The sequence below is a fragment of the Stenotrophomonas sp. SORGH_AS_0282 genome (assembly GCF_030818125.1).
GTDB classification, from domain to species: domain Bacteria; phylum Pseudomonadota; class Gammaproteobacteria; order Xanthomonadales; family Xanthomonadaceae; genus Stenotrophomonas; species Stenotrophomonas rhizophila_A.
Map to the genome: position 1 here is coordinate 3839644 of NZ_JAUTAB010000001.1, position 20929 is coordinate 3860572.

15 protein-coding genes and 1 pseudogene are annotated in these 20929 nt (G+C 67.3%); 5 read left to right on the top strand and 11 right to left on the bottom strand.

Annotated features, from left to right (window positions below; translation table 11 throughout):
- The first annotated feature begins 52 nt into the window (after positions 1-52).
- Positions 53-987, top strand: a pseudogene (locus tag QE395_RS17450) (LysR substrate-binding domain-containing protein).
- Between the two features lie 43 nt (positions 988-1030).
- On the opposite strand, the gene QE395_RS17455 reads toward QE395_RS17450, so the two are convergent.
- The 7 genes from QE395_RS17455 to QE395_RS17485 form a co-directional block, all read right to left on the bottom strand.
- A complete protein-coding gene (locus QE395_RS17455; RefSeq protein WP_184126208.1) occupies positions 1031-2140 on the bottom strand; it encodes an NADH:flavin oxidoreductase/NADH oxidase in 1110 nt (369 codons plus the stop codon).
- Positions 2141-2250: 110 nt separating this feature from the next.
- A complete protein-coding gene (locus tag QE395_RS17460) occupies positions 2251-3072 on the bottom strand; it encodes an NAD-dependent protein deacetylase (protein ID WP_306990076.1) in 822 nt (273 codons plus the stop codon).
- 48 nt (positions 3073-3120) lie between these two features.
- Positions 3121-3534, bottom strand: a complete 414-nt coding sequence (locus tag QE395_RS17465) for an acyl-CoA thioesterase (protein WP_068848408.1) — start codon at positions 3532-3534, stop codon at positions 3121-3123.
- 104 nt (positions 3535-3638) lie between these two features.
- Positions 3639-4658: a ribonucleotide-diphosphate reductase subunit beta gene (locus QE395_RS17470; RefSeq protein ID WP_306990079.1), complete on the bottom strand. Its 1020-nt coding sequence runs from the start codon at positions 4656-4658 to the stop codon at positions 3639-3641.
- A gap of 193 nt (positions 4659-4851) precedes the next feature.
- Positions 4852-7263: a ribonucleoside-diphosphate reductase subunit alpha gene (locus QE395_RS17475; RefSeq protein WP_068848405.1), complete on the bottom strand. Its 2412-nt coding sequence runs from the start codon at positions 7261-7263 to the stop codon at positions 4852-4854.
- 481 nt (positions 7264-7744) lie between these two features.
- A complete protein-coding gene (zapE, locus tag QE395_RS17480; protein WP_306990082.1) occupies positions 7745-8845 on the bottom strand; it encodes a cell division protein ZapE in 1101 nt (366 codons plus the stop codon).
- Positions 8842-9516: an alpha/beta fold hydrolase gene (locus QE395_RS17485; protein WP_306990084.1), complete on the bottom strand. Its 675-nt coding sequence runs from the start codon at positions 9514-9516 to the stop codon at positions 8842-8844. The genes zapE and QE395_RS17485 overlap by 4 nt, the downstream gene beginning before the upstream one ends.
- Positions 9517-9571: 55 nt before the next feature.
- On the opposite strand from QE395_RS17485, the gene QE395_RS17490 reads away from it, so the two are divergent.
- Positions 9572-10429, top strand: a complete 858-nt coding sequence (locus tag QE395_RS17490; RefSeq protein ID WP_306990085.1) for an EamA/RhaT family transporter — start codon at positions 9572-9574, stop codon at positions 10427-10429.
- 16 nt (positions 10430-10445) lie between these two features.
- On the opposite strand, the gene QE395_RS17495 is transcribed toward QE395_RS17490, so the two are convergent.
- From QE395_RS17495 to QE395_RS17505, 3 genes are all read right to left on the bottom strand, one after another.
- Positions 10446-11891 carry an ExeM/NucH family extracellular endonuclease gene (locus tag QE395_RS17495; protein WP_306990087.1) on the bottom strand — a complete coding sequence of 482 codons (1446 nt, stop codon included), beginning with the start codon at positions 11889-11891 and terminating at the stop codon, positions 10446-10448.
- 268 nt (positions 11892-12159) lie between these two features.
- Positions 12160-12678, bottom strand: coding sequence for a c-type cytochrome (locus QE395_RS17500; RefSeq protein ID WP_068848396.1), 519 nt, complete (start codon positions 12676-12678; stop codon positions 12160-12162).
- Positions 12679-12783: 105 nt separating this feature from the next.
- Complete coding sequence (locus tag QE395_RS17505; protein WP_095362521.1) at positions 12784-13398, bottom strand: TetR/AcrR family transcriptional regulator; 615 nt, start codon at positions 13396-13398, stop codon at positions 12784-12786.
- Positions 13399-13500: 102 nt separating this feature from the next.
- Here QE395_RS17505 and QE395_RS17510 point away from each other — a divergent pair, with 102 nt between their 5' ends.
- Genes QE395_RS17510 through QE395_RS17520 form a run of 3 tightly spaced genes read left to right on the top strand, consistent with a single transcriptional unit; the run spans position 13501 to position 18300 of the window.
- Positions 13501-14664 (top strand): isovaleryl-CoA dehydrogenase, encoded by a 1164-nt coding sequence (locus QE395_RS17510; protein WP_068848392.1) that lies wholly within the window; start codon positions 13501-13503, stop codon positions 14662-14664.
- A 10-nt stretch (positions 14665-14674) separates the two neighbouring features.
- A complete protein-coding gene (locus QE395_RS17515) occupies positions 14675-16285 on the top strand; it encodes a carboxyl transferase domain-containing protein (protein WP_093535161.1) in 1611 nt (536 codons plus the stop codon).
- Between the two features lie 32 nt (positions 16286-16317).
- Positions 16318-18300: an acetyl/propionyl/methylcrotonyl-CoA carboxylase subunit alpha gene (locus tag QE395_RS17520; RefSeq protein ID WP_306990090.1), complete on the top strand. Its 1983-nt coding sequence runs from the start codon at positions 16318-16320 to the stop codon at positions 18298-18300.
- An 85-nt stretch (positions 18301-18385) separates the two neighbouring features.
- Here the strand turns inward: QE395_RS17520 and QE395_RS17525 are convergent, their stop codons facing one another.
- Complete coding sequence (locus QE395_RS17525; RefSeq protein WP_306990092.1) at positions 18386-20776, bottom strand: putative peptide modification system cyclase; 2391 nt, start codon at positions 20774-20776, stop codon at positions 18386-18388.
- Positions 20777-20929 lie beyond the last annotated feature (153 nt).

The following is a 20929-nucleotide window of genomic DNA, read 5'->3' on the forward strand; positions in this document are numbered from 1 at the left end:
TGGCTCTTTATAAAGTAATTCTTTGCAATGACCGGCCAGAATTGGCGCCAGCATGAACATTCTGCAGTCAATCCGCAGTTTCATCCGCACCGCCGATGCCGGCAGCCTGGCAGCCTGGCAGCGGCGGCGCGCACGCTGGGGATCAGCCCGGCGGCGGTGGGCCAGAACATCGCGCGGCTGGAGACGCATCTGGGCGTGCGCCTGTTCAACCGCACCACGCGCACGTTGGCGCTGACCGAGCGCGGCGCGCTGTACCTGGCCGAGGTGCGGCATATCGAGCGCGACCTGCAACGGGCTCAGGCGGCGGTGACCGATCCCGAAGCCACACCGCATGGTCGCCTGCGCATTGCCAGCACTTCCGCGTTTGGTCGGCATGTGCTGGCGCCGATGCTGCCGGCGTTGCAGGCGCGCTATCCGCGGTTGTCGATCGAGCTGCTGCTGGCCGACCGCAGCGTGGACCACGCGCATGAAGATGTGGATGTGAGTTTCCGGATCGAGCCGCAGCTGGTGGAAGGCCTGGTGGCGCGGGCGATTGCGCAGGTGCCGTTCCAGGTGTGTGCGGCGCCTTCTTACTTGGCGCAGGCGGGGGTGCCGGCGACACCGGAGGAGCTGCGCGAGTACCGTTGCCTGGTGTTCCGCTATCCGGTGGATGGGCGGTTGTTGCCGTGGGGATTCGTGCGCGATGGGATCCGCTTCGAGGCGGAGATGCGGCCGGCGCTGGTGTCGGATGACATTGATGCGTTGGCGGCGATGGCGGCCGCTGGCGGTGGCATTGCGCGGCTGGCAGCGTTCGTGGCGGCGCCTTGGTTGGCGCGCGGGGAGTTGCAGGTGTTATTTGCGTCGGGCGATGGGGCGCGGACGTCGCCGGAGCCGATGCGGTTGTTTTTGTGTGTGAGTGATCGAAGGGATTTGACGCCCAAGGTGCGGGCGTTGATGCAGCACGTGGTGGAGGGGTTGCCGGCCGCGTGGCGGGTGGATGTTGCGTGAGATCAGGCGGCGCACGACCAACGGTCGTGCGCTACCGATTCAATCAAGCAGACGGGGCGGTGAATACGCCGCGGGCTTCGCGCGGTTCGCAGCGCAGGTACTGCGGGGCGGGGGTGATGGAGTCGCCGAGGGCGGCGGCGGCGTGCCACGGCCAGCGCGGTTCGTAGAGGATGCCGCGGGCCAGTGCGACGGCGTCGGCGTGGTTGTGGCGCAGGATCGATTCGGCCTGGGCCGGATCGGTGATCAGGCCAACGGCGATGACCGGCATGCGCACCTTGGCTGCCTTGATCGCGGCGGCGAACGGTACCTGGTAGCCGGGCTCGAGGGCGATCTTCTGGCGTGCGTCGAGACCGCCGCTGGAGACGTGCAGGAACTGGCAGCCGCACAGATCGAGGATCTGCGCGAGGGTGGTGCTCTGTTCGATGTCCCAGCCGCCGTCGACCCAGTCGCTGGCGGAAATGCGCACGCCTACGCTGATGCGGTCGGAGACCGCCGCGCGCACGGCGTCGAACACGCGGATCAGCAGGCGCATGCGGTTTTCCAGCGAGCCGCCGTACTCGTCCTGGCGCTTGTTGCTGAGCGGGGAGAGGAACTGGTGCAGCAGGTAGCCGTGCGCGGCGTGCAGTTCGATCAGGTCCAGGCCGGCGCGCTCGGCGCGCTTGGCGGCCACGGCGAAGGCCTCCACCACGGCGTCGATGCCGGCTTCATCCAGCGCTTCGGGCGTGGGACCGTTGGCGGTGAACGGCAGCGCCGAGGGGGCTTTCACGGTCCAGCCGTTCGGGTCGGTCGGCGGCAGCGGGCCACCGCCATCCCACGGGCGTGCGGAGGAGGCCTTGCGACCAGCATGCGCGAGCTGCACGCCCACCGGCATCGGCGACCAGCGCTTCACCGAGGCGATCACGTCGGTGAGGGCGGCTTCGGTGGCGTCGTCCCACAGGCCCAGGTCGGCGTAGCTGATGCGCCCTTCCGGCAGCACGGCGGTGGCTTCGAGGATGAGCAGGCCGGCGCCGGATTGGGCCAGCATGCCCAGGTGCTGGCGGTGCCAGTCGTTGGCCAGGCCGTCGGTGGAGGAGTACTGGCACATCGGGGCGATGACGATGCGGTTGGACAGCGTCAGCGGTCCGAAGGTTACGGGGGAGAAAAGCTGGCTCACGGGCGGGCGACTCGGGGGGATGTTGAAACCGGGGGGTTATTGCACCCGGAAGCGGGGGTGCAGGCAACCGTTTGTTTGGAACGGTGTGGCCAGACACGCATGGCGTGTCTCTACGCGGGGGTGGTCGTGGGGAGCAGGAAGGACAGGGCTTCTGCGCAGGACTGCTCTACCTTGAGGGTGAGGAGATCGTCTGCTCGGGTGCGGCCGATGTTCAGGGCGGCTACGGGTAGGCCGGCCTTGGCGGCGGCCTGGACGAAGCGGTAGCCGGAATAGACCATCAGGGAGGAGCCGACCACGAGGACGGCGTCTGCCTGTTGCAGGTGGGCGTGTACGGCATCGACGCGGGCGCGCGGTACGTTTTCGCCGAAGAACACCACGTCCGGCTTGAGGATGCCGCCGCAGGTGGGGCACGCGGGCACGTTGAAGGTGCTGAAATCCACGCCTTCAAGGTCGGCATCGCCATCCGGGGCCTGGGCGGCGTCGAGGCGGTCCCAGCCAGGGTTGGCGGCGAGCAGCGCCTGCTGGAAAGCTTCGCGGCCGCTGCGGGTTTCGCAGCCCATGCAGCGCACCTGGTCGAGGCGGCCGTGCAGGTCGATCACCGCGGCGCTGCCGGCGCGCTGGTGCAGGCAGTCCACGTTCTGGGTGAGCAGCACTTCAACCTTTCCACGCGCTTCCAGCGCGGCCAGTGCGGCGTGGGTGGCGTTGGGTTGGGCTTGGCCGAAGCGCGGCCAGCCGAGCAGGCTGCGCGCCCAGTAGCGCTGGCGGGTGGCCGCTTCGCCCATGAAATCCTGGTAGTTCACCGGTGGGGTGCGCTTCCACTGGCCGTCGGCATCGCGGTAATCGGGAATGCCCGAGTCGGTGCTGCAGCCGGCGCCGGTGAGGACGAACAGGCGGCGGGCGCGGTCGATGAAGTCAGCCAGTGGGGTAGACATGCCAGCTAGATGGGGGCGATTGGAGGGTTCGCAATCGCCCCTGCCCGTTCAGGGTCCGGCGATATCGGCCGGCAGCGCAGGCACGGCGGTGGGCTTGTGGTTCTCGTCCAGGGCGATCATGACGAAGTGGCCGCGGGTGCACAGCTTGCGTTCGCCGGTGTGCAGGTCTTCGGCGATGAGCTCCACCTCCACCTTCATCGAGCTGCGGCCCACTTCGACGATGCGGCCCACGGTTTCCACCATCTGGCCGATGCTGATCGGCAGCTTGAAGTCCACCTGGTCGGAGCGGGCGGTGACCACGGTGCGGCGCGAGTAGCGCGCGGCGGCCAGGAACGCGGCCTTGTCCATCCACGCCAATGCCTGGCCACCGAACAGGGTGCCCATGTGGTTGGTGTGGTTGGGGAAGACGATTTCGGCCATGCGCACTTCAGTGGGCGGGACGACGTCAGGGGTGGCGGTCATGGCGGTGGGCCGTGCGATGGGGTCGACGAGGATGATACGGCAGCGCCCGCAAACAAAAAGCCCCGGCAGTGCCGGGGCTTTCTGGTACGCATGGTGCGCTTGGATCAGAACGACATGTCGAAGGACACTTCGCCCTGCACGCCCACCTGGTAGGCCGAGGGGCGGCGTTCGAAGAAGTTGGTCAGCTCCTGCACGTCCTGCAGTTCCATGAACGGCAGCGGGTTGCGCACGTTGTACTTCTTTTCCATGCCGAGGCGGTGGAAGTGGTTGTCGGCGCAGTGCTGCAGGTACTGGCGCATGTCGCGGGTGGAAATGCCGGCTACGCCGCCGGACAGCACGTCTTCGGCGAACTGCACTTCGCTTTCGATGGCTTCGGCCAGCATGTCGTAGACCTGCCGCTTCATTTCATCGTCGAACAGGTCCGGTTCTTCCTCGCGGATGACGTCCACGCATTCGAAGGCGAAGTCCATGTGTGCGCTTTCGTCGCGGAACACCCAGTTGGTGCCCGAGGCCAGGCCGTTGAGCAGGCCACGCGAACGGAAGTAGTACACGTAGGCGAACGCGGCGAAGAAGAACAGGCCTTCGATGCAGGCGGCGAAGCAGATCTGGTTGAGCAGGAACTGGCGACGCTGGTCGCGGGTTTCGATGCGGGTGAGGCCCTGGATGGAGTCGATCCACTTGAAGCAGAAGTCGGCCTTCTTCTTGATGGAGTCGATGTTCTCCACTGCCGAGAACGCCTTCGAGCGTTCTTCCGGGTCCGGCAGGTAGTTGTCCAGCAGGGTCAGGTAGAACTGCACGTGCAGCGCTTCTTCGTACAGCTGGCGCGACAGGTACATGCGTGCTTCGGGCGCGTTCAAGTGCTGGTACAGGTTCAGCACCAGGTTGTTGGACACGATCGAGTCGCCGGTGGCGAAGAAGGCAACCAGGCGGTGGATCAGGTGGCGCTCGCCCGGCGACATCTTGGTGTGCAGGTCGCTGATGTCGATCTGGAAGTTGATTTCTTCCACGGTCCAGGTGTTCTTGATCGCGTTGCGATACATGTCATAGAACTGCGGGTAGCGCATCGGGCGCAGGGTCAGTTCAAAACCGGGATCGAGCAGCATCTGCTTGCGGGTGTCGGCCATGGTGGGTCTTTCCTTCTGAGGTGTACCGACCAACGGTCGGTACCTACCGGGTGTGTGTGCCGACCAACGGTCGGCACCTGCCGGGTGTTTGTTCCGGCGGTTGGGCCGGTGGAGCGGCCGGGCAGAGCCCGGCGCTGCGGTTGGTCGAGGCCGGCCAACGGCCGGCGCTACCGGGGCGGTGGGCGCCCGCGGATTACTGGCAGGCTTCGCAGGCTTCCGGGTTTTCCAGCGAGCAGGCGATGGCTTCTTCCGGGCTGAACACCTTTTCCGGGGCAGCCGCTGCGGTGTGGCTGATGGTGGTCTTGGCGATCTTGGTGGCCGGACGCGAACGCAGGTAGTAGGTGGTCTTGATGCCCTGCTTCCAGGCGTACATGTACATGGAGGACATCGCGCCGATGTTCGGGCTTTCCATGAACAGGTTGAGCGAGGCGGACTGGTCGATGAACGCGCCACGGTCGGCGGCCATGTCGATCAGCGAACGCATCGGCAGTTCCCACGCAGTGCGGTAGATCTGGCGCAGGCTTTCCGGGATCTGGGCGATACCCTGGATGGAGCCTTCGGCCATCTTGATGGTGTCGCGCATTTCCGGGGTCCAGTGGCCGAGCTTCTTCAGCTCGTTCACCAGGTAGCGGTTCACCTGCAGGAAGTCGCCCGACAGCGTTTCGCGCTTGAACAGGTTGGACACCTGCGGCTCGACGCACTCGTAGCAGCCGGCGATGGAGGCGATGGTCGCGGTCGGGGCAATGGCGATGATCAGCGAGTTGCGCAGGCCGTGTTCCTTGATGCGGGCACGCAGGGCGTCCCAGCGCGCGCCGTCTTCCGGCACCACGTTCCAGGCGTCGAACTGCAGTTCGCCGCTGGCCGCACGGGTGTCGTTGAACGACGGGTGCTTGCCACGTTCCTGGGCCAGTTCGACCGAGGTTTCCAGGGCGTGGAAGTAGATGGTCTCGGCAATCTTCTTCGACAGCGCGCGGGCTTCGGCGCTGTCGAACGGCAGGCGCTTGCGGAAGAACACGTCCTGCAGGCCCATGCAGCCCAGGCCGACCGGGCGCCAGCGCATGTTGGCGCGGCGGGCGGTTTCGATCGGGTAGAAGTTCAGGTCGATCACGCGGTCGAGCTGGCGCACGGCCAGGCGCACGGTTTCGGCCAGCTTTTCGTAGTTGAACTCGTTGTGCTCGTCGAAGTGGTTGCCCAGGTTGATCGAACCCAGGTTGCACACGGCGGTTTCATCGTTGGAGGTGACCTCCAGGATTTCGGTGCACAGGTTGGACAGGTGGATCACGTTGCCCGGACGCAGGGTCTGGTTGCTGGCGCGGTTGCACTTGTCCTTGAAGGTCATCCAGCCGTTGCCGGTTTCGGCCAGGGTACGCATCATGCGCGAGTACAGCTTGCGCGCGGAAATGGTGCGGTTGGCCTTGCCCTGTGCTTCGGCCTGCAGGTAGGCGGCCTCGAAGGCTTCACCGAACAGGTCGGTGAACTCGGGCACCACGCGCGGATCGAACAGCGACCATTCCTGGTCGGCTTCGACGCGCTTCATGAACAGGTCCGGCACCCAGTTGGCCAGGTTGAGGTTGTGCGCACGGCGCGATTCGTCGCCGGTGTTGTCACGCAGTTCGAGGAAGTCTTCGATGTCGGCGTGCCAGGTTTCCAGGTACACGCAGGCCGCGCCCTTGCGCTTGCCGCCCTGGTTCACCGCGGCCACGGACGAGTCCATGGTCTTCAGCCACGGCACGATGCCGTTGGAATGGCCGTTGGTGGACTTGATCAGCGAGCCGCGCGAACGCACGCGGGTGTAGCTGACGCCGATGCCGCCGCTGAACTTGGAGAGCTGGGCGATGTCGCCGTACTTGGAGTAGATCGATTCCAGCGAATCCTGCGGCGAATCAAGCAGGAAGCACGAGGACAGCTGCTCGTGGGTGGTGCCGGAATTGAACAGGGTCGGGCTGGACGGCAGGTAGTCCAGGTTGCCCATGCGCTTGTACAGGGCCAGGGTTTCCGGCACGTCTTCGCTCAGCGCGCTGGCGATGCGCAGGAAGAACTGCTGCGGGGTCTCGATCACCTTGCGGGTGTGCGGATGGCGCAGCAGGTAGCGGTCGTACAGGGTACGCAGGCCGAAGTAGTCGAAGTTCAGGTCGAGGCTGAGGTCGATGGCATCGTTGAGCTTGCGCGCGTTGGTCTGCACGAAGTTCAGCAGGCGGTCGTTGATCAGGCCCACTTCGTGGCCACGGCCGACCGACTGCGAGAAGGCGTGGATTTCCTGGCCCGACACTTCCTTGGCGATGTAGTTGGCCAGCAGGCGCGCGGCCAGGCGGCCGTACTCGGGCTCTTCACCGATCAGCAGGGCGGCGGTGCGGATGGACAGTTCGTCCAGTTCCTGGGTAGTGGCGCCGTTGTACAGGCCGGAAATGGTGCGGGTGGCCACGCGCATCGGGTCGACCGAATGCAGGCCTTCAGCCGAACGCTGCACCGCGCGCACGATCTTGTTCAGATCCACCAGTTCGGTCGTGCCGTTGCGCTTGGTCACGCTCATGGCGGTCGCGGTCGGCGGCGAAGTCAACAGGAATTCGCTTTCCTGGTCGGTGGCTGCGCTGGTTTCGGTGCTCACGGCGTTTTCCTCTTGGCGTGATTTGGGGTGGTGCAGGGTCGCCTGCGGGGCAGGCGTGGGGCCGATGCGCTCAGCGCTCAGGGTGGACTATCGGTGTCGCATGGGACGCGACCGGCGCACTGGCGCTGCGGACGATTCCCCTTGCGTCACCGGTCATCTCCCCCCGGAGACTGGTGCTACCAGCACCGCACCCTGTACGGCATGCGGTTGTCGGTGGGCGTTGGGCCCGTTGGACCCTTCGACTTGTGGTCGAAGAGACCGACGGCCACAAGATAGTGGGGGTGTAGGGGGCCGTCAACGCCAAATGTAGGGAATCAGGCCAATCCCTTGCGGCGCAAGGATCCGGTGTTGCAGGCGTCCGACGAACGGTCGCGACCCGTCGAAAGCGAGTGCGCAGTCAAGGGTTGGGGGCGACTTTTCGTGCGATTCAAGCGTTCGAAAAACGGAACGATGGGCGTCACGTGGGCGTAACAAACGTGGATCACGCCCTGTGGGGCGTGCCCAGGTATTCGGCGCTCTGCATTTCTATCAGGCGCGAGGCGGTGCGCTCGAAGGCGCCCTGCAGGCGGGTGCCGGTGTAGAGGGCTACCGGAGCGTCGGTGGCGGTGCAGACCAGGTTGACGTGGCGGTCGTACAGCTCGTCGATCAGGTTCACGAAGCGGCGCGCGGCATCTTCATTCATGCGGTCGAAATGCGGGATGTCGCCCAGCAGCACGGTGTTGAACTCGCGGGCGATCTCGATGTAGTCCGAGGGGCCGCGCGGGCCTTCGCAGAGGGCCTTGAAGTCGAACCAGACGATGCTCTTGCCGCGGGCGCGCACCGGGATCTTGCGTGCTTCGATCTCGATGTTGCCCGGCTTGGGCGGCTGTCCGCCGCTCAGCGCGGCCCAGCGGCTGGCCAGCCAGGCATCGCTGTGCTCGTCGCGCGGGGCCTGGTAGACCGGCGAATGGGTCAGCGCCCGCATCCGGTAGTCTTCGGTGCCCTCGGCGTACAGCTCCACGCAGTAGGTCTTCAGCAGGCCGATGGCAGGCAGGAAGCTGTCGCGCTGCAGGCCATTCAGGTACAGGTTCTCCACCGCCGTGTTGGAGGTGGTGACCAGGGTGACCCCTTCGGCGAACAGGCGTTCGAGCAGGCGCGCCAGCAGCATGGCATCGCCGATGTCGGTGACGAAGAACTCGTCCAGCACCAGTACGCGCAGCTTGGCGCGCCATTCCTGGGCGATCCGGGCCAGCGGGTCGCTCTGCCCCTGGTGTTCGCGCAGGCGCTCGTGGATGCCGCGCATGAAGCGGTGGAAGTGGGTGCGGTACTTCTGTTCGATCGGCAGCCCGTCGTAGAACAGGTCCACCAGGAAGGTCTTGCCGCGCCCTACCCCGCCCCAGAAATACAGGCCCTTGACCGGCTCGGGCTTCTTCCAGAAGGCGGACAGGCGATCCAGCCAGCCGTCCTGGGCGCTGTCGACCAGGGCCAGGTGGATGCGGTCCAGCTCGGCCAGTGCGGCGTGCTGGGCCGGGTCGTTCTGCCATTCGCCCCGGGCCACGCCTTCGGCGTAGCGCTGCGACGGGGTCAGTGCGGTATCGCTCATGCGGTGGCGCTTTCCGGGTTCGGCAGCCAGCCCTTGACGCCGTGGAGCACCGCGCCGCGCAGGTCGATCAGCTTGCGGTGGAAGAAGTGGCTGGTTTCGGGCATGCGCACCAGCTCGTGCGGGGCGCCCAGCTCGTCCAGCCAGTCATAGACCGCCTGCGGGTCGACGATTTCGTCGGCCTCGCCCTGGATGACCAGCCAGTTGGCCGGCGGCTGCACGCCGTCGAAGTCCCAGCGCCCGGCGGGCGGGGCGATCGAGATCAGCACCTGGGGCTGCAGCTCGGCGGCCGCGCGCAGGGAGACGAAGGCGCCGAAGCTGAAGCCGGCCAGCCACAGGGTGGCGTCGGGGCGCTGCTGGCGCACCCAGGCCACCACGGCCTTGAGGTCGTCCTGCTCGCCCACGCCATGGTCGAATTCGCCGGCCGAGGTGCCGACGCTGCGGAAGTTGAAGCGCACGGTGGCAATGCCCAGCTCGCGCAGGGTGGTGCCGACCATGGTCACCACCTTGTTGTGCATGCTGCCGCCTTCGGTGGACAGCGGGTGGCAGATGACCGCCACCACCGGCTGCGCGGGCACGTCGGCCTTGGGCGGGTCGACCATCACGTCCAGCGCGCCAACCGGCCCGGCCAGCTGCAGGGTGGTGCTTTCATTGGGGAAAGGGGGATTGTGCATGGCGTCATAATACCGCTCCCCCGCGGGCTGCACTGCCGCGCCTGCCTGGAACCCCATGTTCTATCTGCTTTTCAGCGTGGTCTGCAGCGTGTTGGTGTCGGTGCTGCTGAAGCTGGCCGCACGCCGCCATCTGGATGTCGCCCAGATGGTGACCTGGAACTACCTGGTGGCCGCCGGGCTTACGGCAGGGGTGCTGCGGCCGCCGCTGGAGGCGCTGCAATCAAGCCATGCGCCGTGGCCGGCCCTGCTGGTGCTGGCGGTGGTGCTGCCTTCGCTGTTCCTGGTGCTGGGCCGCACGGTGGCGGTGGCCGGGATCGTTCGCACGGACGTGGCGCAGCGGCTGTCGCTGTTGCTGTCGTTGTTGGCTGCGTTTGTGTTCTTCGGGCAGACGGCGACCCCGCTCAAGCTGCTTGGACTGGGGCTGGGGCTGGTGGCGATGCTGGGCATCAGCCTGCGCCCGCGTGGGCCGGCGGCGGCCGGCGAGGCGGGCAGCTGGCGCTGGCTGCTGGCGGTGTGGGTGGGCTTTGCGCTGGTGGATGTGCTGCTGAAGCAGGTGGCGCTGTCGGGGACGCCGTCGATGGCCGCGCTGCTGGCGTGTTTCAGCATTGCGTTTGTGTTGATGCTGGGGCTTCAGCTGTGGCGGCACTTCAGTGGGCGCAGCCGGTTGCGCGCGCGCAACGTGGGTGCGGGGGCCCTGTTGGGGCTGCTCAATGGCGGCAACATCCTGTTTTACGTGCACGCCCACCAGGCGATGCCGGACAGCCCTGCCACGGTGTTCGCCGGGATGAATATCGGCGTGGTGGTGCTGGGAGCGCTGGTGGGGGTGTTGGCGTTCGGCGAGCCGACCACGCGGTGGAACCGCGCGGGGTTGGTGTTGGCGGTGGTGGCGATTGGGTTTATCGCGTGGGGGTGATGCGCGCGCAGCCTGGTTAGCGGTCGAAACCCAGGATCAACGGGTCGTGGTCGGAACTGCGCCACGGGCCGGCTTCGTTGCGGTCGCGGTAGCCGATGTCGTCGGCTTCGTCGGCATTGATGTGCCATTCGGCCGCGCCGCGCAGGCGCTTGGCCATGCCCGGGCTGAGCAGGGCGTGGTCGAGGCGGCCGGTCATGCCGTTGTAGACGTAGCTGTAGGGGCGCTCGACCTTGGCCACGGCGAAGGCGTCGCGCCAGCCGGCATCGTGCAGGGTGCGGATCGGGGCTTCCATCGCGTAGGCGTTGAAGTCGCCCAGCAGGATCGCGTCGGTGGTGCCGGCGCCGGTCGGGTCGGTGCCCAGCCACTGGTTGAGCAGGCGCGCCGATTCCACGCGGGTGGCGTTCCAGCATGCCTGGCCGTCGTTCTGGTCGGCGTCGGCGCCGGCCGCTTCCGAGCAGCCCTTGGACTTGAAGTGGTTGGCCACCACCACGAACGGCGCGCCCTTGCCGGCGCGGAACGCCTGGGCCAGCGGTACGCGGCTGTGCGGGCCGAACGGCGCGGTGTCCAGCACGGCGGGGGCGCCCACGGGGGTCACCCGCGAGCTGCGGTAGATGATGCCGACCCGGATCGGGTTCTCGCCCGGGCCCTTGCCGGCGTCGATGAAACGCCAGTCGCCCTGCCCGCCCGACGCGGCATTGAGCGCGCGGACGAATTCGGCGATGGCCGACTGCGGGCCGTAGCCGTCGTTTTCCAGTTCCATCAACGCGGCGACATCAGCGCCAAGCGCGCTGACGGTGGCCACCAGCTTGGCGGTCTGGGCCTGGTGTTCGGCCAGGGTGCGGGCGCCGCGCAGGGTCGGGTAACCGCCGCCCTGGCCGTCGCCGTTGAAGAAGTTTTCCAGGTTGAAGGCGGCCACCTTGAGCGCGCCGGGCACCACGGGGGCGGCCGGGCGGTTGAGCGCCGGCAGCGTCAGCGGGGTGGTGACCTGCAGGCGCGGGGTGCCCTTGGCGTCCACGTGGACGATGCCTTCGACGTTGCGCAGCACGGTGCCGGTGCGCAGGGTGGCAGCGGCGGGCAGGTAGGCCACCGGACCCGGGTCGCGCGCGGTGCTGCCGTCATCGAGCAGCAGGCGGCGGCGCTGGTTGTCGGCGATCACCTTGGCGTGGGCGTCGGTGCCGGGGGCGGCCACTTCGCTGGGCTGCCAGAGGCGGCCGTCGAAGGCAACGGTGAGTTCGCCGAAACGGGCCAGGCCGTCGGTGCCTGCCAGGGTCAGCGGGGCGGCGATGCGCACGTGCTGGCCGTCGAGGGTGCGCCAGTCGGCGGGCGCGGCGGTGAGGGTGATGGTGACGGGGGCGGAGGTCGCCGGGGTCGATGCGGTCGGGCGTGGCTGCGGCTGGGCCTGGGCGAACGCGGTGGCGGGCAGCAGCAGCGACAGGGCAAGAGCGAGGGTGCGACGGCGCATCGACGGCGATTCCGGGAACGGGTGCACAGGGTAACCGTGAAACATGAAAGTCGGCTTTGCCGGAGAGGCTGGATGCGCGGACCGGGCGGGACGGTTGGACCCGGCCGGTAGAGCCGACTGTTAGTCGGCTTGGCGCCGGAGCACGGGAGGTTGCAGGGTCCGCGCGAACGGCAGCCGACTGACAGTCGGCTCTACCTGCAGCCGACTAACAGTCGGCTCTACCCGCAGCCGACTAACAGTCGGCTCTGCCGTTCGTGATGTGCGCCGGTTATTTCAGGTTTGCGAGCATCCAATCGACGGTGGCGTGGATCTGCTCTTCGCTCAGGCCGGGGTTGCCGCCCTTGGGCGGCATGATCCCGCCATCGGGGCCGGTGTAGCCCTCGATGGCGTGCTTGTAGAGGGTGTCCTTGCCCTGGGCAAGGCGCGCATCCCAATGGGCGTGGTCCAGGGTCGGTGCCTGGCCGACGCCGGTGGTGTGGCAGGCGGTGCACAGGTTGTCGAAGATCACCTTGCCGTCGGTGGTGCCGCCGTAAGCCACCTGCGAGGCGGCCTTGGCCATCGCCGCCGCCTTGGCTGCGGCCTGGTCGGCAGCACCGGTGGCGCCGGCATAGACCGCACCGGCCGGGGCAATGCGCAGTTCGGTGCGCTTGGCGGCCTGGGGCGAGACTTCAGGGGGAATGCGGGTGTGCAGGTACGCGGCGAACAGGATCAATCCGAGCGTGATGGCCATCAATAAGGCAATGACCATGGAAAAGCGTTTCAGGAACTCGAGGTCGTAATTCCGCACTCTCTGTTACCCCTGGCTGGTAGTCGTTGGACCACGGCTTGTCGGCCGAGTATGACCAGCGTCGGCGGCGCTCTGCAAGCCGCCTTCCACTACCGCAATGCAGCATCACACCTGGGGAGCGCCTGCAGCACGCAGGCAGAAAACGCAGATGGATTCGACCAGCGCGGTCTGGTCGCCGTGCGCATCGCGGCTGGGCGCGGTGGGGCCGACCAGCGCTTCGGTGAACGCACCGACGATGCAGGCGGCCGCCACGTCGGTGTCCTGCGCAGGGAAACTGCCGGCTTCAACGCCATCGGCCACGATGCGGCGGAACACGTCACCGAACAGGCGGCGGCAGCGGATGCGCTCGGCTTCCACTTCCGGATCAACCGGTTCGGCGATGAAGGCGTAGGCCAGCCCGGGGCCGGCCAGGGCGCGGCGCACGAAGGCGGTGATCGCCCGGCGCAGGCGCTCGGGCGCGGGCAGCGGTTCGGCGGCGATGGCTTCGAAGATGCGCAGTTCATGCTCGACCGCGTCGGTCAGCACCTCCACGAACAGCTCGGCCTTGGACGGGAAGTGCCGGTAGATCAGCCCGGTGGACACCCCCGCTTCGGCCGCCACGGCGGTGACCGGGGCATTCCGGTAGCCGCCGGCCGCCACCAGGCGCCGAGTGGCCAGCAGGATCCGCTCGCGGGCCCCGGCCAGGCGTTCTTCCATCAAAGCTGAGCGTTTATAGGCCATTTGCTGATTCTATGTTCAATTTTTGAATTTGTGTTCACTTTTACCCCCGGGAGGACTAGGCTGGGAGCATTCGACCCCTTCCAGCCGTTGCGGAGCCGCCTCATGCACGTCCCCACCATGAACTTCGACCTCGGCGAAGAGATCGACATGCTCCGCCAGAGCGTGGCCCATTTTGCCTCGGCCGAGATCGCGCCGCTGGCGGCCAAGGCCGATGAGGAAAACCTGTTCCCGCACCCGCTGTGGCGCAAGCTCGGCGAGCAGGGCCTGCTCGGCCTGACCGTGGAAGAAGAATACGGCGGCAGCGGCATGGGCTACCTGGCCCATGTGGTGGCGATGGAAGAAATTTCGCGCGCCTCCGGCGGCATCGGCCTGTCCTACGGCGCGCATTCGAACCTGTGCGTGAACCAGCTGCGCAAGAACGGCACCGAAGAGCAGAAGCAGCGCTTCCTGCCCGGCCTGTGCAGCGGTGAAAAGGTCGGCGCGCTGGCCATGAGCGAACCGGGCGCCGGTTCGGACGTGGTGTCGATGAAGCTGCGCGCGGACAAGCGCGGCGACCACTACGTGCTCAACGGCAACAAGATGTGGATCACCAACGGCCCGGATGCCGACGTGCTGGTGGTGTACGCCAAGACCGACGTGGAAGCCGGCGCCAAGGGCATCACCGCCTTCCTGGTCGAAAAGGGCATGAAGGGCTTCTCCACCGCGCAGAAGCTGGACAAGCTGGGCATGCGCGGCTCCAACACCTGCGAGCTGGTGTTCGAGGATTGCGAAGTGCCCGAAGCGAACGTGCTGGGCGCGGTCGGTGGCGGCGTGAACGTGCTGATGTCCGGGCTGGATTTTGAGCGCGTGGTGCTGTCCGGCGGCCCGCTGGGCCTGATGTCGGCCGCGATGGACGTGGTGATGCCGTACGTGCATGAGCGCAAGCAGTTCGGTCAGGCGATCGGCACGTTCCAGCTGATGCAGGCCAAGCTGGCCGACATGTACGTGGGCCTCAACGCCTGCCGCGCCTATGTGTATGCGGTGGCGCGCGCCTGCGACCTGGGCCGCACCACCCGTCAGGATGCGGCCGGTGCCATTCTGTATTCGGCCGAGAAGGCCACTTGGCTGACCGGCCAGGCGATCCAGATCCTGGGCGGCAACGGCTACATCAACGAATACCCCACCGGGCGCTTGTGGCGCGATGCCAAGCTGTATGAGATCGGCGCCGGCACCTCGGAAATCCGCCGCATGCTGATCGGCCGCGAACTGTTCCAGCGCACCAAGTAAGGACGATGCCATGACGGTACTGAGCACCCAGCTGCAACCGGGCAGCGAGAGCTTCGAGGCCAACCGCACTGCGCTGCAGGCGGTGGTCGACGACCTGCGCGCCACCCTGGCGCAGACCGCGCTGGGCGGCACGGAAGCGGCGCGGCAGAAACACACCGCGCGCGGCAAGCTGCTGGTGCGCGACCGCATCGATGCCCTGCTCGACCCGGGCAGCGCGTTCCTGGAAATCGCGCCGCTGGCCGCGCACGGCATGTATGGCGACAGCATCGCCAGCGCAGGCGTGGTGGCCGGCATTGGTCGTGTGTCCGGGGTGGAATGCGTGATCGTGGCCAACGATGCCACGGTCAAGGGCGGCACCTATTACCCGATGACGGTGAAGAAGCACCTGCGCGCGCAGGAGGTGGCCGAACAGAACCGGCTGCCGTGCATCTACCTGGTGGACTCCGGTGGCGCGTTCCTGCCGCTGCAGGACGAGGTGTTCCCGGACCGCGACCATTTCGGCCGGATCTTCTACAACCAGGCCAACCTGTCGGCGCAGGGCATTCCGCAGATCGCCTGCGTGATGGGCTCGTGCACCGCCGGCGGCGCCTACGTGCCGGCGATGAGCGATGAAACGGTGATCGTGCGCGAGCAGGGCACCATCTTCCTGGGCGGCCCGCCGCTGGTGAAGGCCGCCACCGGTGAAGTGGTCACCGCCGAGGAACTGGGCGGTGCCGATGTGCACACGCGCATTTCCGGGGTGGCCGACCACATGGCCGACAACGACCTGCAGGCGCTGGCCCGGGTGCGCGCGATCATCGCCCAGCTCAACTGGCGCAAGCCCGAACCGGCACTGGCGGTGCAGGCCCCGGTGGAACCGCGCTACCCGGCGCAGGAACTGTACGGGGTGATCCCGGCCGACACGCGCAAGCCCTACGACGTGCGCGAGGTGATCATGCGCCTGGTGGACGATTCGCGCTTCGACGAATTCAAGCCGCGCTACGGCAACACGCTGGTGACCGGCTTTGCACACCTGCACGGTTACCCGGTGGGGATCATCGCCAACAACGGCATCCTGTTCTCCGAATCGGCACTCAAGGGCGCGCACTTCATCGAACTGTGCACCCAGCGCGGCATTCCGCTGGTGTTCCTGCAGAACATCACCGGCTTCATGGTGGGCCGCAAGTACGAACACGGCGGCATCGCCAAGGACGGTGCCAAGCTGGTGATGGCGGTGGCCTGCGCCAAGGTGCCCAAGTTCACGGTGGTGATCGGCGGTTCGTTCGGCGCCGGCAACTACGGCATGTGCGGCCGCGCCTACTCGCCCAACTTCCTGTGGATGTGGCCGAACGCGCGCATCGGCGTAATGGGCGGCGAGCAGGCGGCCAGCGTACTGGCCACGGTGAAGCGTGATGGCATTGAAGCCAAGGGCGGGCAGTGGTCGGCGCAGGACGAAGACACCTTCAAGAGCCCGATCCGCGACCAGTTCGAGCAGCAGGGCCATCCCTACTACGCAAGCGCGCGGTTGTGGGATGACGGCGTGATCGACCCGGCCGACACTCGCCGCGTGCTGGGCCTGGCCTTGTCGGCCAGCCTCAACGCCCCGGCCCGCAAGACCGATTTCGGCGTGTTCCGGATGTGATCCGGCCCCCTGGCATGCGCAACGAGACTTCCATGTTCACCAAGATCCTGATCGCCAACCGTGGCGAAATCGCCTGCCGCGTCATCGCTACCTGCCAGCGCCTGGGCATTGCCACGGTGGCGGTGTACTCCGACGCAGACCGCGACGCACGCCATGTGCGCCTGGCCGACGAGGCCGTGGGCATCGGCCCGGCACCCGCGCGCGAAAGCTACCTGCGCGCCGACGCCATCCTGGACGCGGCGCGCCGCACCGGCGCGCAGGCGATCCACCCCGGTTACGGCTTCCTGTCGGAAAACGCGGACTTCGCGCAGGCCTGCGCCGAGGCGGGCATCGTGTTCATCGGCCCGTCTGCGGCGGCGATCCGTGCGATGGGCGACAAGAGCGCGGCCAAGGCGCTGATGGCGCAGGCCGGCGTGCCGCTGACCCCGGGCTACCACGGCGACGCGCAGGAACCGGCGTTCCTGCGCGAACAGGCCGACGGCATCGGCTACCCGGTGCTGATCAAGGCCAGCGCCGGCGGCGGCGGCAAGGGCATGCGCAAGGTGGACGACAGCGCGGCCTTTACCGAGGCGCTGGCCAGCTGCCAGCGCGAGGCGCAGTCCGCGTTCGGCAACGCGCACGTGCTGGTGGAAAAGTACGTGGAGCGCCCGCGCCATATCGAGATCCAGGTGTTTGGCGACAGCCACGGCAACGTGGTGTACCTGTTCGAGCGCGACTGCTCGGTGCAGCGCCGCCACCAGAAGGTGCTGGAAGAAGCACCTGCGCCGGGCATGACGCCCGAGCGCCGCGCCGCCATGGGCAAGGCCGCGGTGGATGCCGCGCGCGCAGTGAATTACGTGGGCGCCGGCACGGTGGAATTCATCGCCGGGCCCGACGGCGATTTCTATTTCATGGAAATGAACACCCGGCTGCAGGTGGAACACCCGGTGACCGAGTGCATCACCGGTACCGACCTGGTGGAGTGGCAGCTGCGCGTGGCCAGCGGCGCCCCGCTGCCGCTGCAGCAGGAACAACTGCAGATCAACGGCCATGCGCTGGAAGCGCGGCTGTATGCCGAAGATGCCGACAAGGGCTTTCTGCCTTCCACCGGCACCCTGCGCCACCTGCGCCTGCCGTCCGGCAGCGCGCACGTGCGCGTGGATGCGGGTGTGGAACAGGGCGATGCGATCACCCCGTTCTACGACCCGATGATCGCCAAGCTGATCGTGTGGGATGTGGACCGCGATGCCGCGCTGCGCCGCATGCAGCAGGCGCTGGCCGAGTGCGAAGTGGTGGGCGTGACCACCAACGCCGCGTTCCTGCGCCGGCTGGTGATGACCGATTCATTCGCCAACGCGAAGCTGGATACCGCGTTGATCGAACGCGAGCAGGCCGCGCTGGCACCGCATCAGGGCGATACCGACCCTGCCCTGTGGGCGCTGGCGGCCGTAGCTGCGATGGCGACGGACGCAGCGGCCCCGATGGATGCGCGCGACCCGCACTCGCCGTGGCAGGCGCGCGATGGCTGGCGGTTGGGACAGCGTGCGGCGCGGCGGCTGACGCTGGAGCATCGTGGCAGCCAGCAGGTGGTGGCCGTTGAAGGCCATGGCGAGGCGTGGTCCATCGAGGTGGGCGGCACCACGGTATCGGCGCAGGGCCGGATGGTGGGCGAGCGGCTGGCGTTGCAGGTGGGAGAGCGCCTGCACCGCGCCCGCGTGGTGCGCGATGGCAGCGAGCTGTACCTGTTCGGCAACGACGGCGTGCAGCGCTTCACCCTGCATGATCCGGTGAGCGAAGCGGACCACGCTGTAGCGGACGCCGGCAGCCTGGTCGCACCGATGCCGGGCCGCATCGTGGCCACGCTGCTGGCAGCGGGCACGCAGGTGGTGCGCGGTACACCGTTGTTGGTGCTGGAAGCGATGAAGATGGAGCACACCCTGCAGGCCCCGGCCGATGGCACGGTGCAGGGGTATCGGGTCAAGGCGGGTGACCAGGTGGCCGATGGCGCGGTGCTGGTGGATTTCGAAGCCACGTAACCGCGTTGCCGGAACGAAGAGCGGATACGCATCGACGTAGTGACACCCCATGGGTGTCATCGCGGTGCCCGACAACGACGCACATTCACCGCCGCAACGTAGCGTCCGACACCGTGTCATGCACGTTCAATGCCTGCATCAACTGGGTGTTGGCAACCTCCGCGATCGCCCTTCCCCGGTTCTCGAACAGCCATTCGTTCTGCTTCTGGAACTGCTCACCATCGCCCAGCAGGCGGTACGCCTCGCGCAGCGCCACATGCGCCTGCACCGGTTCACTGCCATCCATCATCGGCTGCAGCAGCGCCACGGCCTGCTGGGGTGCACCCCGGCCGATTTCCTGCATGGCAAGCACCATGGTGCGCCACTTTCCGATCACCGGGTTCTTCTGCTGCACCACCTGCGCGTCGTACTCGGCCAGCAGCCGGTTGGCCAGTGCGTGCTCGCCCTGGCGCTGGGCCAGATAGGTCAGCGACAGCAGGCGCAGGATGCGGTCGGGCATGCTCGGATCGGTGGTCGCGGCCAGCAGCGGGCGCAGCTCGGTGGCGATATCGGCCAGCGCCTTGGCTTCGCCCTGTTCGCACGCGGTATCCACCACGGCCCGCATGAGCGCGGCATGCACGTGGAAATCGGCCGACTCCGGTGCCGCTTCCGATGACAGCGCCGTGCGCATGCCCGTGCAGTCATCCTGGTCAGCCGCCAGCAGCAGCCGCACCCGCACGTTCATCAGCGCCTGCAGTTCGTCGCGCGGCTTGCCCAGCTGGGTCAGCAGCGCCTGTGCGTCCCTGTACCGGCGCATGGCAATCAGCACGTCGGCGCGTGGATCGCTGGCCGCCCGCCCGGTCAACGTTTCGGATAGTTTGAAACTACGCAGCGCGTCGTCATACCGGTTGGTGCCCAGTTGGATCCAGCCCAGGTGCGCGATCGGGTAGGCGCGCATCGGGTTCTGCGGCAACGCAGCGGCAATCGCATAGCGCTCGGCATCCTCGTAGCGGTTGTCGGTCAGCAGGTACCAGGAGGTGTTGGACAGGCCGGCAAAGGAGTCGGGATAGATGTCGGCCAGCGCGCGCCAGTCGTCCAACGGCCACGAGTCAGCACTCAGCTCGTTGCTCCAGGCCTTGAGGTAGAGCCGCTCGCGGTGCGGCAAGCGCTGGCTCACGGCCAGCGCGCGCGCGAGGTGCGGCTGCGCTTGGGCGCGTTGCTCCAGGCGTACAAGCAGCTTGGCCAGTCCGATGTGGGCCATGGCGAAATCCGGGTCGGCATCGATCGCCGCCTCATACAGCTTGGCCGATTCGGAGAAGCGCCGACGGCCCAAGGCGCTCTCTGCCAGCGCGAAGGATTTCAGCGCCTGCAGGTTGGCAGTAGAGGCCTGCGGCAGCGGTACCGACTGCTGCACTGACGCCACCGATTCACCGAGCCCTGCACGCAGCTGGCCCACCACGTCGTCCACCGCCGCCATCACCTCCGTTGAGGTACCGGCCTTCGCACGGTAACTGCGCACCACGGCGCGACTGGTGGGATCCAGCAGGTCAACGCTGACCAGGTAGTGTCCACTGGACTGGCGGATGGCGGGCGCCACCACCATGCGAGCGCCTTCGCGCGCGGCCACGTCACTGGCCAGTTCACGATCCAGCCCTTGCCCGGACGGTACCCGCAGCAGGTCGCGCGATTCGGTCACCTTGCTGGTGGACAGGACATTGACATAACGCGACTGCTCCAGGCTCACCAATACCGCGCGCTGCAGCGAATGATCGAACAGCGCCTCGCCGCTGGCGTTCTCCACGTCGGCCAGCACCACCCAGTCGCGTTCTGCAAAGGCGATGGCGGGTACAGGACGTAGCAGCAGCCACGCCCCCACGCCCACCGTCGCCAACACGACCAATTGAGCAGCAATGGCTGCAGGGCGACGCCACAGCGGCAGCACACGGCGCGAGTTGACGTTGCCACGCGGCATGCGCAGCGGGGTGACCCCGACTTCGCCTACCTCAAAGATGTCCTGGGCGCCTGGCACTGCCTTGAACCGCCAGCGTCCGTGTGATTTCCACAGCAGCCGCAGGCCACGATCGCCCAGCGCGGCGCTGGCGCGGCGGGTCAGCGATTCGGCCACAGACGACAGCAGGATCTGGCCTGGCCAAGCGAGCATCATCAGGCGGGCAGCCATGGGCATGGCCAGGCCTTCGACCGCGACCGGCTTGGCCCCGGCCCGGATCGCCTCCGCGCTGTTATCCCAGGTCAGCACCTCCCCGACGTGCAGACCTGCACGCGCGCTCAGTTCGATTCCGCGCTGCTTGCCGATTACCAGCAGCTCCCGCTGGTAGTCCAAGGCGAAACCGAGCGCGTCGATCGGCCGTTCGAACAGCAGGAACACCCCATCGGAGCGATCAACCTGCTGACCATGCCAGTTCCGCTGCAATGCCAACACCAGCCTGTCGTGCTGCTGGAACAGCTCGGCGGCCATGCTGTCGCCCAACTGTGCCACCAGCCCGAGGGAATCGCACAGGTCAATGAACAGCAGTGCTTTGAGCAGCGGTGGCGGGGGGGGAGTGGGCAGTGTCGCCGTTCATGCGCGGATTCCAGCCAAGCCCGGCGGTCGCGTCGTGCGACCCATGCGGCCGGTGGCAGGGGCGAGCGT

Bases quoted from the DNA above. Each gene is read 5' to 3' on its own strand.
- QE395_RS17460 (WP_306990076.1), bottom strand. From the start codon at position 3,072: ATGTCTACCCCACTGGCTGACTTCATCGACCGCGCCCGCCGCCTGTTC.
- QE395_RS17465 (WP_068848408.1), bottom strand. From the start codon at position 3,534: ATGACCGCCACCCCTGACGTCGTCCCGCCCACTGAAGTGCGCATGGCC.
- QE395_RS17470 (WP_306990079.1), bottom strand. From the start codon at position 4,658: ATGGCCGACACCCGCAAGCAGATGCTGCTCGATCCCGGTTTTGAACTG.
- zapE (WP_306990082.1), bottom strand. From the start codon at position 8,845: ATGAGCGATACCGCACTGACCCCGTCGCAGCGCTACGCCGAAGGCGTG.
- QE395_RS17485 (WP_306990084.1), bottom strand. From the start codon at position 9,516: ATGCACAATCCCCCTTTCCCCAATGAAAGCACCACCCTGCAGCTGGCC.
- QE395_RS17490 (WP_306990085.1), top strand. From the start codon at position 9,572: ATGTTCTATCTGCTTTTCAGCGTGGTCTGCAGCGTGTTGGTGTCGGTG.
- QE395_RS17495 (WP_306990087.1), bottom strand. From the start codon at position 11,891: ATGCGCCGTCGCACCCTCGCTCTTGCCCTGTCGCTGCTGCTGCCCGCC.
- QE395_RS17505 (WP_095362521.1), bottom strand. From the start codon at position 13,398: ATGGCCTATAAACGCTCAGCTTTGATGGAAGAACGCCTGGCCGGGGCC.
- QE395_RS17510 (WP_068848392.1), top strand. From the start codon at position 13,501: ATGCACGTCCCCACCATGAACTTCGACCTCGGCGAAGAGATCGACATG.
- QE395_RS17515 (WP_093535161.1), top strand. From the start codon at position 14,675: ATGACGGTACTGAGCACCCAGCTGCAACCGGGCAGCGAGAGCTTCGAG.
- QE395_RS17520 (WP_306990090.1), top strand. From the start codon at position 16,318: ATGTTCACCAAGATCCTGATCGCCAACCGTGGCGAAATCGCCTGCCGC.